17 protein-coding genes are annotated in these 14,433 nt (G+C 60.9%); 4 read left to right on the top strand and 13 right to left on the bottom strand.

Annotated elements, in window-relative coordinates; translation table 11 throughout:
• Window positions 1–4 precede the first annotated feature (4 nt).
• The 5 genes from G6N83_RS11880 to G6N83_RS11860 all read right to left on the bottom strand — a co-directional run bounded on the left by G6N83_RS11880 (window position 5) and on the right by G6N83_RS11860 (window position 2,853).
• On the bottom strand, window positions 5–370 hold the full coding sequence (locus G6N83_RS11880) for a zinc ribbon domain-containing protein YjdM (protein ID WP_165142319.1): 366 nt from the start codon (window positions 368–370) through the stop codon (window positions 5–7).
• Window positions 371–456: 86 nt separating this feature from the next.
• Window positions 457–996 (bottom strand): hypothetical protein, encoded by a 540-nt coding sequence (locus G6N83_RS11875; protein ID WP_165142317.1) that lies wholly within the window; start codon window positions 994–996, stop codon window positions 457–459.
• Between the two features lie 91 nt (window positions 997–1,087).
• On the bottom strand, window positions 1,088–1,750 hold the full coding sequence (locus G6N83_RS11870; protein WP_165142315.1) for an alpha/beta fold hydrolase: 663 nt from the start codon (window positions 1,748–1,750) through the stop codon (window positions 1,088–1,090).
• 198 nt (window positions 1,751–1,948) lie between these two features.
• The gene (locus tag G6N83_RS11865; protein WP_165142313.1) at window positions 1,949–2,344 is read right to left on the bottom strand and encodes a VOC family protein; all 396 of its coding nucleotides are present in this window, start codon (window positions 2,342–2,344) and stop codon (window positions 1,949–1,951) included.
• A 173-nt stretch (window positions 2,345–2,517) separates the two neighbouring features.
• Window positions 2,518–2,853 (bottom strand): hypothetical protein, encoded by a 336-nt coding sequence (locus G6N83_RS11860; RefSeq protein ID WP_165142311.1) that lies wholly within the window; start codon window positions 2,851–2,853, stop codon window positions 2,518–2,520.
• 1,164 nt (window positions 2,854–4,017) lie between these two features.
• On the opposite strand from G6N83_RS11860, the gene G6N83_RS11855 reads away from it, so the two are divergent.
• The gene (locus G6N83_RS11855; RefSeq protein ID WP_165142309.1) at window positions 4,018–4,923 is read left to right on the top strand and encodes a hypothetical protein; all 906 of its coding nucleotides are present in this window, start codon (window positions 4,018–4,020) and stop codon (window positions 4,921–4,923) included.
• A gap of 328 nt (window positions 4,924–5,251) precedes the next feature.
• Here the strand turns inward: G6N83_RS11855 and G6N83_RS11850 are convergent, their stop codons facing one another.
• From G6N83_RS11850 to ychF, 3 genes are all read right to left on the bottom strand, one after another.
• Complete coding sequence (locus tag G6N83_RS11850) at window positions 5,252–5,833, bottom strand: Swt1 family HEPN domain-containing protein (RefSeq protein ID WP_165142307.1); 582 nt, start codon at window positions 5,831–5,833, stop codon at window positions 5,252–5,254.
• A gap of 5 nt (window positions 5,834–5,838) precedes the next feature.
• On the bottom strand, window positions 5,839–6,480 hold the full coding sequence (locus G6N83_RS11845; RefSeq protein ID WP_165142305.1) for a DUF5343 domain-containing protein: 642 nt from the start codon (window positions 6,478–6,480) through the stop codon (window positions 5,839–5,841).
• Between the two features lie 139 nt (window positions 6,481–6,619).
• Window positions 6,620–7,693: a redox-regulated ATPase YchF gene (ychF, locus tag G6N83_RS11840; protein WP_165142303.1), complete on the bottom strand. Its 1,074-nt coding sequence runs from the start codon at window positions 7,691–7,693 to the stop codon at window positions 6,620–6,622.
• An 89-nt stretch (window positions 7,694–7,782) separates the two neighbouring features.
• On the opposite strand from ychF, the gene G6N83_RS11835 reads away from it, so the two are divergent.
• Together G6N83_RS11835 and G6N83_RS11830 are read left to right on the top strand one after the other, a co-directional pair.
• Window positions 7,783–8,370 carry an exonuclease domain-containing protein gene (locus G6N83_RS11835; RefSeq protein WP_165142301.1) on the top strand — a complete coding sequence of 196 codons (588 nt, stop codon included), beginning with the start codon at window positions 7,783–7,785 and terminating at the stop codon, window positions 8,368–8,370.
• Between the two features lie 42 nt (window positions 8,371–8,412).
• Window positions 8,413–9,699 carry a DNA recombination protein RmuC gene (locus G6N83_RS11830; protein ID WP_165142299.1) on the top strand — a complete coding sequence of 429 codons (1,287 nt, stop codon included), beginning with the start codon at window positions 8,413–8,415 and terminating at the stop codon, window positions 9,697–9,699.
• On the opposite strand, the gene G6N83_RS11825 is transcribed toward G6N83_RS11830, so the two are convergent.
• Complete coding sequence (locus G6N83_RS11825) at window positions 9,670–9,879, bottom strand: UDP-N-acetylmuramyl pentapeptide phosphotransferase (RefSeq protein ID WP_165142297.1); 210 nt, start codon at window positions 9,877–9,879, stop codon at window positions 9,670–9,672. The genes G6N83_RS11830 and G6N83_RS11825 overlap by 30 nt on opposite strands.
• A gap of 118 nt (window positions 9,880–9,997) precedes the next feature.
• Complete coding sequence (glpX, locus tag G6N83_RS11820) at window positions 9,998–10,987, bottom strand: class II fructose-bisphosphatase (RefSeq protein WP_165142295.1); 990 nt, start codon at window positions 10,985–10,987, stop codon at window positions 9,998–10,000.
• A gap of 186 nt (window positions 10,988–11,173) precedes the next feature.
• Here glpX and fbaA point away from each other — a divergent pair, with 186 nt between their 5' ends.
• On the top strand, window positions 11,174–12,202 hold the full coding sequence (gene fbaA / locus G6N83_RS11815) for a class II fructose-bisphosphate aldolase (RefSeq protein WP_165142293.1): 1,029 nt from the start codon (window positions 11,174–11,176) through the stop codon (window positions 12,200–12,202).
• A 70-nt stretch (window positions 12,203–12,272) separates the two neighbouring features.
• On the opposite strand, the gene G6N83_RS11810 is transcribed toward fbaA, so the two are convergent.
• The 3 genes from G6N83_RS11810 to G6N83_RS11800 are packed head-to-tail and all read right to left on the bottom strand — an operon-like array spanning window position 12,273 to window position 14,400.
• Entirely contained in the window at window positions 12,273–12,821 is a 549-nt protein-coding gene (locus G6N83_RS11810) for an MOSC domain-containing protein (protein ID WP_165142291.1), read from the bottom strand.
• 29 nt (window positions 12,822–12,850) lie between these two features.
• Window positions 12,851–13,429, bottom strand: a complete 579-nt coding sequence (locus G6N83_RS11805; protein ID WP_165142289.1) for a DUF6264 family protein — start codon at window positions 13,427–13,429, stop codon at window positions 12,851–12,853.
• Window positions 13,426–14,400: a 4-hydroxy-3-methylbut-2-enyl diphosphate reductase gene (locus G6N83_RS11800; protein WP_208379981.1), complete on the bottom strand. Its 975-nt coding sequence runs from the start codon at window positions 14,398–14,400 to the stop codon at window positions 13,426–13,428. The genes G6N83_RS11805 and G6N83_RS11800 overlap by 4 nt, the downstream gene beginning before the upstream one ends.
• Between the last annotated feature and the right edge of the window lie 33 nt (window positions 14,401–14,433).

The raw sequence follows: 14,433 nt of genomic DNA, 5'->3' as shown, positions 1-14,433 counted from the left end.
ACCCTCAAAGAACCTTCTTCACCACGCTCGATTTCAGTTGCATCTGACCGAAGCCGGGAACCTTCGCATCGATGTCGTGGTCTCCGACGCCATCCGAGATGAGACGAATGCCGCGCACCTTCGTGCCGACTTTCACAGTGCCGCCGCCGGCACCCTTGACCTTCAGGTCTTTCACGATCGACACCGTGTCGCCGTCCGCGAGCACGTTGCCGACGGCATCCTTCACGACGCGCGCTGTCTCAGGCGAATCGGTGCTGTCTTCGACTGCTGGCGTCCACTCATGTCCGCACATCGGGCAAACGAGCATTGCACCTGACTCGTACGCGTATTCGCTGGCACACGCAGGGCACGGCGGCAAAACAGTAGACATCTATCCCCAAAACTTCACGGCGCTGCGAGTTGCAGCGACAAACTCGTCACCCTCGAGACTAACTTCACTCGGCGATCGCACCTGGCCTACGGCGCTTGAACAGCCGCCACGATCTCGGCAACGGGTGTGTCCAAAACGTCGGTTGTTTGTCGCTCGCTTCGGGTGGCGCCGCCGACTTTCGTCGTGAAAATCAGGACCTCATCAGCCTTCGGGCCCACCGTGTCGGCTCGCACCGTCGTTGCTCGTCGATCCCACCGCAGCTCTGGGCGCGTGCGGCTCAACAGCGTGGTCTTCTCGCGCCGAGAAAAGACCACTGAGTCGGAAGAAATCGTGAACGCGATATCAGGAAGCGTGGGGCGCAAGCGGAGCCGCCGAACGCCTAACACGATCAGGACGATCGGGATCAGACTGAGTATGCCCAAGCCGATAACTACACGGAGAGGTTCAGCCGTGCCGTCCATAGATAACGCGATCGCCGGAACGACCACCGCCATGAAAGCAAACAGGCACCCCACGACGATGAGCAGAACCGATTGCTTCCGCACCAACGGGGCGAGCGTTTCCTCGTACCTTCCACGCGCTTCCAGCGAATAACGCACGATCAGTGCTTCTTGGCTTTCGCTCATGAGTCGGCCCTTCCAGACATATGGAAAGCGCGCAGCATACGAGCTGCTGTGTGTGCTGAGTGGCCCATGCGTTCAGTCTCGCGCAAAAACGCTAGTCCCAGTCGAGGTAGTCCTCGATGGCCCAGGATGCCTCACCAATATGCGTCACAGGGAACATATGCGCAGCGCCCTCCACACGCACAACGCTCACCCGGTCGGGCGCGGCAGCCTGCAGCGCATCGCCATTCGCGGCGGGCGTGATGGGGTCTTCCGTTGCCTGAATGACGAGCACCGGGATGCCTTCGGCCAACGGTGCAAGATCGGATGCCTCGCGCGCGGCGCCCTGGAGCTCTGCAACATCTGCGTCGCGCAGGTGCTCGGGAATCTGCGCGACTTCAAGCCCACCGGCCTGATCCGCAGACTCGACACCGAGGAGCAGCAGACCATTGACGCGGTCCGCGTAGTCAACGGCAACTTCGCGCGCGACAGAGCCGCCGAAGCCGTGGCCACCGACCCAGGCATCTGCAACCTCGAGGTGGTCCATAACGTCGATCACGTCTTGTGCGATGTCTCGCATTGAGACTGCGGCATCCGCTGGTCGGCGCGAGCCGATCCGCACGAGCGTGAAGTCTTCGGCCGCAACCGAGTGCGCGAGCGTACCGAGCGAATCGATGTTGAGCCCCTGCCCCGCGATCAGCACGACCGCAGCCCCGTTCCCTTCAATGGCATAGGGAATGGCCCGGCCATCGGGTTCGAAAATCTGAGTATCGGCCATGGTCTCGAGTCCTCTCGGGGTGTGGTCGTTTCACGTAAATGTGCACGCGGAGAACCGCGTGCACACCGACCGGACGGGGGTCCGTTGTTAAACCGGAACTCCACAACGTTCCGTAGCCGAATAAAGTCTAAGTGACCAGCAGCCGCACCCTGTCAGCGGCCAGAGGTCAGAGGTTGAAGCAGATCTCCGGCGTGAGCCTCACGACCAACCGCGAGTCGAGAGAACCAGCCGATACCCGTCAGGATCCTCGACCGTGACGCCATGTTCGTTCCAGTACGGGTTGCGCGCATCGACAGCAACACCACCAGCGGCCTCGATGCGAACAACCAGCGCGTCATCGATGGGTTCCGCCAGGTAAAGCACCAGGAGATCTTCTTCCGTGGGGTTCGGCGTAACCATCGCGTCCTTGACGAGTTCAAGATGCCAAGCAGCTTCCGGCCATCCCACGAACGCCAGCTCCTCATACGGCGCGCCGTCCTCAAGCTTGCGGCCCTCGAGCGTCATGCCCAAGCCATCCACCCAGAACCGAACTGCGGCATCCATGTCTCGCGTCGGGCGTGCCACCCGCATGTGAGCACCGTCGAGATTGCGCATTTTGCCTCCACTGAATCTTCGCGGCCGCAACGCTAGCACGCTGGCGGAGCAGCGAATGTCAAGCGAGAAGGAAGCCGACCGAAGCGCTGATACTCGCCACGGATGAGCGTGGAGTGGATGCGGAAGGAGACCTGACGAGGAGAACTTTCAGTTGTTAAACCGGAACTCGACCACTACTCGTCCCAGCTACCGAGCGGCCATGGTTCATATTTCACATCGGCGAAGTCAGCGACTTCAGCGCGGAGACGTGTCACGATGCTCAAGCCTTCTTCGCGCCACTGCTCGCGTGCCTCGTCACTCTTCCAACCTTCGAACGGGTCGAAGTTCGCTTCCCAGAGTGCATTCCACTTGGCCATGTCTCGTGTCAGAGCCTCTGACAGTCCGTACATCTTTGGCGTGGTTGTGTAGCCCACGTCCCACGTAGGTGTCGAGTTCTCCCACAGTGGCCAGTCCCGGCTGTATTCGGGGAAGAGACGGATCACACGCCGCTCGGGAACCAAACCGCTCATCGGCTCCACCCTTCCGTGCACCCCGACAGATACCTAGTTGTTGAACCGGAACGCCACCCGGTTACGTCACGGAAGACATCACGCTGACAGCAGGAAGCGCTACGTGCCGACGAAAGGAAAAAGAGGACCCCGGAGGCTTCACCGCTCAAGTCGGGAGAGGCCAGATCCGGGGACTACACCGTTAGCATATGCCCCATGCGCTTGTTGTTCAAGGAGGCCCATTCGATCGATCGGGCGATTTCGTCAGACCGCATGGCGACGTATCTGAGCGAGTCCGGGGGAAACCGTCGACTCGCCCGGGAACTCTACGTTTGGGACCGGGACCTCTCGGTCGCACTGTTCGCCGACATAGCGATCCTCGAGGTGGCACTGAGGAACGCTATTCATCGAGAGGCGAGCTCCGAGCACGGGGTTCGCTGGTTCGAAACAGGCGGGATGCCGCTCGATGGACGATCGCTAAACGCGCTCGGCCGAGCTTGGGAAGATCTACCCGGCCACATCAGGCAAAACGTGCAAGCGCCGGAGTTCTCCGGTCGTCTCATCGCGCGACTTATGTTCGGGTTCTGGAAGGATTTGTTCGACGCTGGAGGCTATGCAGGGAAGGAACCCCGCCGGCTACACGTCGATTACGAAGACAATTGGCGACGGACGCTACATCGAGTCTTTCCCGGCGGCAGGGCTGTCGCGCGGAACCTCAGCGCCCAGTATTCTCGCGTGTGGGCGCTACGCCAAGTCACGGAAGTTCATGCTCTGCGAAACCGCGTCGGACACCACGAGCCACTCGTGCGAGGCTTCCCGCTCCCGGGTCAACAACAGCAACGTTTGACCGCGAAACAGGGACACGAAGCTTGTCTAAGACTCGCCCGCATGCTCGACAGAGACCTCGCCACATGGCTGGAACGCTCGTCGAATGTACCAATGCTCCTAGAGTCGCGTCCGGACGGCAGACGCGAGAAGCTCCGCTCTCCTCGAATCCGAATTTCGCGATCCATGAGATAGCGACCTGCGGCTCGCCGCAGGCTCAGTTGTTAAACCGGAACTCCACGACGTTCCGTAACCGAGTAGCGTCATAGGATCGCCGGATTCGCGGCACACCGGCCCGCACTCGTATGAAGGTTGGGCAGTCGTTCTCGGACTGGATACGCGGACCTCTAACCTGTGATCATGAGCTTCGCCTACTCGGTCGCCCCGATACTCACACGCGTCGATTGGGAGCGTACAGTCGGTAACGTTGCCGACTGGGTGACCCTCGGGGCGTTCACGATCACGCTGATCGGATTACTTTCCGCGTTCCTCACTCGCGGACGCCTACGCAGCTCCATATTCACTGCGCCGCCTTCCCGATCGTTCACGTGGACGCTGTCAAATATGGGGTCGAGCCCCGTGCGGCAGATTGCCTACCATCCAGCATGGATTACACGAACTGGGCGCCCAGTCGCGGGGGATGGAACGATACCGCTGGTGCAGGCGCTGTACCCGGGTGAGAGCTTTCGCATTGAAATATTCGACTCCGAGGATATCTCGTGGTCCGGTGACGAGCGAGCCAATGAGCTTCGAATGGCCTCCTCTTCGAGCGCCGACGGCGCAGTCATAGTCTTGACCTGGCGCAATGCCGTGATCCCGTGGAGACGCCGACGTCGAGCACTAATTTTCATGTTCGGGCAACCACAAATCGAGCTTCGTGGCCGTCGAGCACGCCGTGTCAGCCAGGACCTCTTGTCCATGGATCCGGAAAACTTGCCTGCCGCGATTCAATTGGAACTTTCTCGGGCGAACGGCGGCGTTCCTCCATCGGAGCAGAGAATTCAGGATCGATACCCTCGCGAAGTTGATGAAATTTCCCCACATGTTCTTGCCCAAGGTATCCCTTCACAACGGGTTCAATTGTGGCTCGGGACAGAGTTGCTCGCCGACGGTCGCCTCGAGGGGCACATGTACGCGAGCGCACCGGATGCCCGGGGCGTCGGCACCGGCACCGGCACCGGCAGTTGGCCACAGGGGAACATCACGATCGACGGTCAAAAATTTGACTTGAACGAGTCTCATCGGATCCGTACTTTCGCCCGATAGAAATCCGTCGTCCACCACGATCAATCAGACGCTTTGGACCACGCCCTTCGTCGACTGCGGCGGAGTTGACGGTTGCTCAGTGCTACGTCAAAGTAGGTCCGTCGGTCACGCGCAGGCGTGTTGACGTACGTCTGCGCGTGTGACAACACAACCGATTCCCCCGCGCTGGGACGTTCTCTAGCTGCCAAAACCGAACTCCACCCGGGTTACTTTACAGACAGCCATTTGTCAGAGAGACAGCGGCCGATGGCGCTCTGAAAAGGTGCGCGCAGTCACGCCGCCATGTGCGCGCACATTCTCCAGGACGCAGCTTGGGGCGCCGCAAGGCTTACTCCATCTGACGGAACCAGTCCCTCACCGACAGGCGCAGTCGAACGACTTCGTCTTCAGCAAGGAGCGTACAGTGAGCTATTGGGCCGCGGAGCGTGTTCAGATTCGCCATGATTCGGATAACAGCTTTCTCGCTCTTGAAAAAGGCGCCGAATACATCCCAATTGCTCGTAATTATCTGGCCAAGTTCGCCAAATGTGGAAAAGTCTAAGGGGTCCTCCGAGCGAAGGGTGACACCGGTGTCCTCTTCTTTCTTCAGACGAGACTCACAATCGTCCTTGATCTTCGAAGGGACGCGGTCCGGATTAAGCCACCACCCTGCGCCGTCCGATGCCTCAAGCGAATCTGCAACTAGGGTTCGTATAGTTCGTTCGAGGGAGTAAAAAACCTCATAGTGGGGGGCCATCTCCTTCGCCTCGGCCCGAAACGCATGCTCGATCTGCGGATAATAATCGGCTGCTTCACCCGCCCCAGCCTTGCGCTTCCGTCCGAGATCGAGGGCAAGAGTCTGTTCGACCTCATCAAGATCTTCTTCGATGAGTTGAGCCGTCATCAGGAAGATTTTGAGAGAATCATCCATGGACGTCACAGCAAGTTTTCCTTCAGGCTTTTGAAGATCGCATTGAAGACTGCAATATCGCTGGTCGCGGGCAGATTTAGGTGGATCGTATAGCCCAACTGGATTTCATTCCCGTGGCCAGACTCCGCTCCATTTCCAAGATGGAGTGGAATTTCAGCATTGGGGCCTTCCCCCTCGGTGCTGCTTTGGCTCGGGGCCCCATTGCCCCCATTAAAGTCAGCATATTCCCTCAGAGTCTTGAAAGAAGCAACCATCGACGGGATCAACTTGGAGTCGGCATTCAGACCTGTGACCTGCACGATGAGGCCCTTCAGATCCTTGTCGTTAGCGTCATGGACGTACTCGTTGGCCGTGTAAAGGTCGGCGTACGCGTTCCTTAGACCCTGCGCCGCCGCGCCACCACGCAATGACGGATTCCTGAACTGCTTGTACACTTCCGTCGGAGTGCCATCAGAGCCTAGGAATCCGGCTCGCTTGAGGAACGGAATGACCGGCCGTGCACCTCCGCCTGGCAAGTCGAGAGTCGTCGCGAGAAAGTCCTGTGTGAACTTCGGCGGCACAGTCGCATTGATGATTTTCTCCAGCGCCTTTTTCAGGTTGCCATGCGCCTGCAGGTACGGAACTTTGCTGCTCGCATCATCAGCCATCAGAGATCTCCTTCGATCCACTCTCGATCACGACATGGATACTCTACTGATCGATGTGGTGAGCAGATGAGAAACGAGCCCCGCAGGCCCCTATCAAGCGTGCGAGTTCAGTTGCTCAGAACCGTCGGCCGAGCGACCCTCAGTTGTTGAAGCGGAACTCCACGACGTCGCCGTCTTGCATCACATATTCTTTGCCTTCGAGGCGCGCTTTGCCCTTCGAGCGAGCTTCGAGCACGGAGCCGGTCTCGACCAGGTCATCGAACGAGATGACCTCGGCCTTGATGAAGCCCTTTTCAAAGTCGGTGTGAATCACACCGGCTGCCTGCGGAGCCTTCCAGCCCTTGCCGATCGTCCACGCGCGGGCTTCTTTGGGGCCAGCGGTGAGATAGGTCTGGAGGCCGAGGGTGTCGAAGCCGATACGAGCGAGCTGGTCAAGGCCCGACTCTTCCTGACCTGTCGAGGCGAGAAGCTCAGCGGCATCTTCGGGGTCAAGCTCGATGAGTTCTGACTCGATCTTCGCGTCGAGGAAAACAGCCTTGGCCGGAGCAACAAGGGCCGCGAGCTCGGCAGTGCGAGCAGCATCCGTCAGCACGGCTTCGTCGACGTTGAAGACGAAGATGAAGGGCTTTGCCGTCAGCAGGCCCAGTTCGCGAATCGGTGCCAGGTCGATGCCCGAGCCCGACAGCACGATGCCACGCTCAAGAGCGTCTTTGGCGGCAACGGCCGCTTCAAGAACCGAAGGGTCAAGCTTCTTGCCCTTGATCTCCTTTTCGAAGCGCGGGATCGCCTTTTCGAGGGTCTGAAGATCAGCGAGCTGCAGCTCAGCGTTGATCGTCTCCATGTCGTTTTGCGGATTGACCGCACCTTCGACGTGAACGACGTCCGAATCAGCGAACCCTCGCACGACCTGGGCGATCGCATCCGCTTCACGAATGTTCGCGAGGAACTGGTTACCCAAGCCCTCGCCTTCACTCGCGCCACGAACGATGCCGGCGATGTCGACGAACGAGACGACTGCGGGCAAGATGCGCTCGCTACCGAAGATTTCGGCGAGCTTGTTCAGCCGAGAATCTGGCAGGTTGACGACACCCACGTTGGGTTCGATCGTGGCGAAGGGGTAGTTCGCCGCGAGAACCTGATTCTTGGTGAGCGCGTTAAAGAGAGTTGACTTGCCAACGTTGGGCAGTCCGACGATTCCAATGCTGAGAGCCACGGGAGTCCAGTCTACGTTGCCGACGCACATCCCCCGCTCCAGCGGCGAGTGCGGCCGCCGCCGACAATCACGCGTGAGAAGGTGGAAGGGTGCCACTGGACTTCACCGCAATCGACTTCGAGACTGCCAACTCCAGTAGTGCGTCGGCGTGCAGTGTGGGTCTTGCCCGCGTTCGCGACGGCCAAATCGTCGAAACGACCGGATGGCTCATCAAGCCGCCGCCCGGTCACGACGCGTTCTTCGAGCTCAATATCGGCATCCACGGCATTCGTGCCGACGACGTGCTCGACGCTAAGACCTGGGTCGCGCAGCTCGAAGATCTCGCCGCCTTTGCCGGCACTGACGTGCTCGTGGCACACAATGCTGGCTTCGACATGGCAGTACTCCGACGCGCTTGCGAAGCGACGGATGCCGTCTGCCCCTCGTTCGAATACGCATGCAGCCTGCAGGTGGCACGCAAGGCCTACGACATTCCGTCGTATCGTCTGCCGTTTGCCGCAGCTGAAGCCGGGTTCCACGACTTCGCGCACCACGACGCGACCGCCGATGCGCTCGCGTGCGCCCACATCATGATCGATGCCGCGCGTCGCTACAGCGTCACTTCGATTGCTGACCTCACCCGCGCCGTCGGAGTGAATATGTCGCGCGTGGGGCAACCGGTCGCCGCCACGGCGTAGCGACTCCCGAACAATGTCCGATGCTCGCAGCAGACTAAGGGCATGGATCTAGTCCCGGCGCTTCTGATAGCAGTTCTGTTTCTCGCGATCGGTGTCGTCGTTGGCATCTACGTCGGCTCCGCGCGCTCTCGAGCCGCGCACTCTGAAGCGCAGAACTCCTTGACTGCCCGCCTCGCTTCGGCGGAGGCCTCGGCGATGGCGGCAAATACCGAGCTCGAACGCCAACGAGACCTGCAGCGTGAGCTCGCGGCATCCGCGCGGCACGATCTCGCCCAGAGGGAAGAGCGTGAGAGGCGCGATCAGGCGGTACTCCGAGCATTAGACCCGGTGCGCGATGCGCTCGAAAAGATGCAGATCAAGGTCACCGATCTTGAGCGCGACCGACACAACCAGTACGGTTCGCTCGCCGAGCAGCTGCGCCGCGCACAAGAGTCCGACGAAGCGTTGCGCGCCACGACAGAGTCTCTCGCTGGCGCCCTTCGCTCCGGAACGACGCGCGGGGTCTGGGGAGAGACGCAACTTCGCCGGGTTGTTGAGGCAGCAGGCCTCACGCGCTACGTCGACTTCGACACGCAATCATCCATCACATCGGATGCGGGAGCTGGCCGCCCCGACATGGTCATTCGCCTTCCGGGCAACAAGACGCTGGCGGTCGATGCGAAGGCACCACTTGACGCCTATCTCGAGGCGAGTGCGATCCCCGTCACAGCCCAGGGAGAAGAAGGCGCGCGCCGCGCCGCGCTTCTCACGCGACACGTGAAGGCTGTGCGCTCACACATCGACGCGCTCGCGAAAAAGACCTACTGGAGCGGGCTCGACTCGAGTCCCGAATTCGTCATCTGTTTTCTGCCCAGCGAATCGCTATTCTCTTCCGCGCTCGAAGAAGACGCTTCGCTCCTCGACTACGCCTTCGGAAAACGTGTGGCGTTGGCTTCCCCGGTCAACCTCTGGGCGGTACTGAAAACAGTGGCGTACACCTGGACACAGCAAGAGGTCTCGCAAGAAGCACGCCGGCTGTTCGAACTCGGAACTGAGTTGTACAACCGGCTCGGTGCCCTCGCGGGCCATGCCGACGACCTTCGTCGCGCCATCGAGCGCACGGTTGACAGCTACAACAAGTTCGCCGGCTCTCTTGAGAGCCGCGTACTCGTGACAGCGCGACGTTTCCCCGGCATCGATCAGACCAAACTCGATGCGCTCGGCGAAGCCGCCGTTGTCGAGTCATCGCCGCGGCGATGGACAGCGCCAGAACTTCTCGAATCGTCCGAGACAGAAACCGACGACGCTACCGACTCTGACTCACGCGCCGCCGGGAACGAAGCTCAATAGCGCAATCACTGCGCCAGAGACGAACACAAAAGCGCCGATAAGCCACCATGCGCTCACTTCGTGACCATCTTCACGACGCTTTCGCAACAGCACATCGGGGCGCCGAGCGGGATCGACAGCGTTCGCCACAACAGCCTCTGCGCCGGTGCGTGGACTCGGTCCAGTCGCAGGTGCGTTCATTGAGATGCCTCCGCAGGTAGCTTTCGATCGCGCGCGAATGCGGCTGATCGCTACCGATTCTGCCAGACGGCTCCTGAACGTCTGCGATCAACCCACCATTGCGGATCGACCCCTCAGTTCACAGCCACTTCGACGCGAGGTGCTCCGACGTAATGCGGCGAAGCGTTCCCGAAGAACCGCGCAGCACAACACTCTCGGTATAGATGAAGTTCCCTTCGCGACGCACGCCGGCGACCAGCTGGCCATCGGTCACGCCCGTGGCGACGAAGAACGTGTTGCTGCCCTTGACGAGCCCATCAGCTTCGTAAACCTCACCGTCAACCTTGAGCCCGGCGTCACGGCCCCGCTGCATCTCGTCATCGTTGCCGGGAACAAGACGCCCCTGAATGTGCCCGCCGAGCGCCTTGATTGCGCACGCTGTCACGATGCCTTCAGGGCTGCCACCGATGCCGACACACATGTCGGTGCGCGCGTTGTGGCGGGCCGCGTTGATGCCGCCTGCGACGTCGCCATCGCTCATGAGGCGTGTGCCGGCGCCTGCATCCCGAATCTCTTGGATGAGCTGTTCATGGCGGGGCCGGTGAAGCACCGAGACAACAATCTCGTCGACCGGCTTACCCAGCGCCTTGGCCAGCAACCTGATGTTTTCGCCAATGGGCAGGCGGATATCGACGACTCCCACGCCGGCAGGGCCGGTAACGAGTTTGTCCATGTAGAACACCGTGGAGGCATCCAGCATCGCGCCGTGATCGGCAACCGCGATCACCGACAACGCGTTGTTTCGGCCTGCTGCGGTGAGCGACGTACCGTCAATCGGGTCGACGGCGATGTCGCACTTCGGTCCACGGCCCGTGCCGACGTGCTCACCGTTGAAGAGCATGGGCGCGTTGTCTTTTTCGCCTTCACCGATAACGATGACGCCATCAAAGTTCACTGTCGTCAAGAAGGCACGCATCGCGTCGACGGCGGCACCGTCGGCGACTTCTTTTTGTCCGCGCCCGATGAACGGCACAGAGCGGATCGATGCCGCTTCCGTCGCGCGCACCAGTTCAAGAGCGAGGTTTCGGTCGGGATGCAGAGGGCTCATGTCCCCCGTAATACTCACCATGGCGCCAGCCTAGGCAGGAAGATTGCCGAATCTTGCCGATCAGGCGCGCTCAGAGACGAAGGTTTCGCGGTATTTATCACCAGCGAAACCTTGAGTGCGCAGCGATCCCGACATCGGCGCAATGGCGCGACGGGCCCGGTCGGTACAATCGAATAAGACATCCGTCATCATCGAAGGAGCCCGCGAATGCCAATCGCAACCCCCGAACAGTACGCCGAAATGCTGGACCGTGCGAAGTCCGGTGGCTTTGCCTACCCGGCGTTCAACGCCTCCAGCTCGCAGAGCATCAACGCCATCCTGCAGGGACTCACCGAAGCCGGCTCAGACGGCATCATCCAGGTCACGACCGGTGGCGCAGACTACTTCGCCGGCCACACTGTCAAGGGCCGCGCAACCGGTGCTTTGGCGTTCGCGAAGTTTGCCCACGAGGTTGCGAAGAGCTACCCCATCACGGTCGCGCTCCACACCGATCACTGCCCGAAGCCGGCTCTCGACGACTTCCTCCTCCCCCTCATCTCAGAGAGCGAAAAGGTCGTCGCAGACGGCGGCCAACCGATCTTCCAGTCGCACATGTGGGACGGCTCGGCCGTTCCCCTCGACGAGAACATCGAGATCGCAAAGAGCCTCCTCCCCCGCATGAAGGCGATCAACTCGATCCTCGAGGTCGAGATCGGCGTCGTCGGCGGCGAAGAAGACGGAGTTCAGCACGAGGGTTCAAACGAAGCCCTCTACACGACCACCGCTGACGTCGCGAAGGCTGTCGAAGCTCTCGGACTCGGCGATCAGGGCCGCTGGATCGCTGCCCTCACCTTCGGCAACGTGCACGGCGTGTACAAGCCCGGTGGCGTCAAGCTTCGCCCCGAGCTGCTCGGTGAGATCCAGGCTGGTATCTCCGAGAAGTTCGGCACCGCAGCCAAGCCCCTCGACCTGGTCTTCCACGGCGGTAGCGGCTCGACCGCAGACGAAATCGCGCTGGCAGTCGCCAACGGTGTCGTCAAGATGAACATCGACACCGACACGCAGTACGCATTCACGCGCGCAGTCGCTGGCTACATGTTCAGCAAGTACGACGGCGTCCTCAAGGTCGACGGTGAAGTGGGCAACAAGAAGGCCTATGACCCCCGCGCCTGGGGCAAGGTTGCCGAATCGGCCATGGCGGCCCGCGTTGTCGAGGCAACGCAGCAGCTGGGTTCCGCGGGCAAGTCGCAGAGCTAGTCTCCACGCACGATCACGAAAACGCCCAGTCAGCGCGACTGGGCGTTTTCGTATTTTCGGATGCCGGAGCTCACGACATCCGAAAGATCTCCCTCACCGTCGGGGCACCTGCCGCAGCCGGAACGATGTCGAGCGCGTCTCCGGCCGCGACACTGCCCGAGCGCACGACCCTCAAGTAGGTACCAAGCCTGCGTTCCTCGGCAAAGCGCTTCACCCAGCCGCGCGCCGTGGTTCCGCCCATCCGACGCGCGAAGGTCTGACAGGGCTCGCGAGGCATGGTGACTTCCAGCACGAGCCGTTCCCCGATCTGCCAGCGTTCACCAATGCGGGCATCGTTGACGTCGTACCCTTCGATGCGCAGATTCTCACCAAAGAGTCCGGGAACGATGTCGCGGTCAAGTTCCGTGGACCAGAAGTCCGCGTCATCCTGACTGTAGGCGTAGACGGCTTTATCGAGCCCGCCGTGGTGCTTTCGGTTCGCCTGCACATCGCCGTAAACGCCATATGGTCCGATTTTGATCTCTCCCGAGACCGGACGCTTATCGATCGCTGTTACCCCGTTGGTGCCAGAGTCGGGTCTCAGTTCAAAAACGCGGCATACCGCGAGCACACTTGCCATAGACAGAGTGTGCCAGAGACACAGCTTGGTTATCCGGCTGTTGCCATCAGCGCGTCAAGCACGCTCGGGTCATTCATGATCGGGATGATGATCAGAATGCCGGTGATGAAGTTAAAGACGATGCCTCCGACGAGCGGAATCCACCAGGAGTAGCGTCCAGCGCGAAGATTCGCCCACGACAGTGTTGCCGTCGCCAACCACCCGAGACCCAGAAAAATGGCGGCGGCGAGCGCCCATCCGTTGCCTGCAGCAGGATCGCTGAGCGTGGCATCCACGCCCATCACGGAGAAGAGGTTCGACGCGAACGTCGAGTAGTCGGTCATGGTCGGAATCGCGGTGATCGTTGAAAACAGCCCGTATCCCAGGAGCGCATAAGTGATGATGCGGTCAGTCACGCGACCCCGTGTGGGTGCCGCAAGCACAGGTACGACCGGTTTCGAGGGTGCGGCCGGTGCGGCCTCTTCGACTGGCGCCTCTACCGCTTGTCCGGTATCGAGAGCGAAAGTCGCGTCGGGCTGCTGAATGCGTGCGCGCTGTTCTTCGGGCGTTGCGTACTCGCCGTACTGCGGTGCCGGGCGGCTATCCGCGTTGGCGCGGTCGTCACTCACGCGCTTGCCCGCCCGCCGGTTCCGCGCCCTTCGCGCAGTTCCTTGGGCAGAGAGAAGATGAGGTCCTCTTCCGCGGTTCGAATCTCTTCAATGTCGCGGTAGCCAGCACCGGCGAGGTCTTCGAGCACTTGCTGCACCAGTACCTCCGGCACCGAGGCGCCACTTGTGACGCCGACGGTTTCGACGCCGTCGAGCCATTCTTGTTTGACCTCATCGGCGTAGTCGACCCGGTACGCAGCCTTGGCGCCGTGTTCGAGGGCAACCTCGACGAGGCGCACGCTGTTTGAAGAGTTTGCGGATCCGACAACGATCACGAGGTCAGCGCCAGTGGCAACCTTCTTGATGGCCACCTGACGGTTCTGCGTCGCGTAGCAGATGTCGTCCGAGGGCGGGTCCTGCAAGTGCGGAAAACGAAGCCGCAAGCGGCGTACGGTCTCCATGGTCTCGTCGACCGAAAGCGTGGTCTGTGAGAGCCAAACGACTTTCTCCGGGTCGCGCACCTCGACGGTGTCGGCGTGCTCGGGTGAATTGACGACGGTCACGTGCTCAGGCGCTTCGCCCGCTGTGCCTTCGACTTCTTCGTGGCCCTCGTGACCGATGAGCAGAATCTCAAAGTCGTCACGGGCAAAACGCACGGCTTCACGGTGCACCTTGGTGACGAGGGGACACGTCGCGTCTATGGCCTGGAGACCACGATCGGATGCCGCTGAAACAACCGCCGGCGAAACCCCGTGCGCGCTGAACACGACGTGAGAGCCCGAGGGGACCTCGTCGACCTCTTCGACGAAAATGGCGCCGAGAGATTCGAGTTCACTCACAACATGTGTGTTGTGCACGATCTGCTTACGGACGTAAACGGGCGACCCGTAGCGCTCTAGCGCTTTCTCCACAGCGATCACAGCGCGGTCAACGCCGGCACAATAACCACGGGGTGCTGCCAGTAACACTCGTTTGTGTCCAGCAACGGGCATATCCTGAAGGCTGCCTCGTCGTCCTGGGACACG

The sequence above is a fragment of the Microbacterium endophyticum genome, assembly GCF_011047135.1.
In the GTDB taxonomy this organism is placed as follows: domain Bacteria; phylum Actinomycetota; class Actinomycetes; order Actinomycetales; family Microbacteriaceae; genus Microbacterium; species Microbacterium endophyticum.
This window is presented reverse-complemented; position numbering and strand designations above follow the sequence as displayed.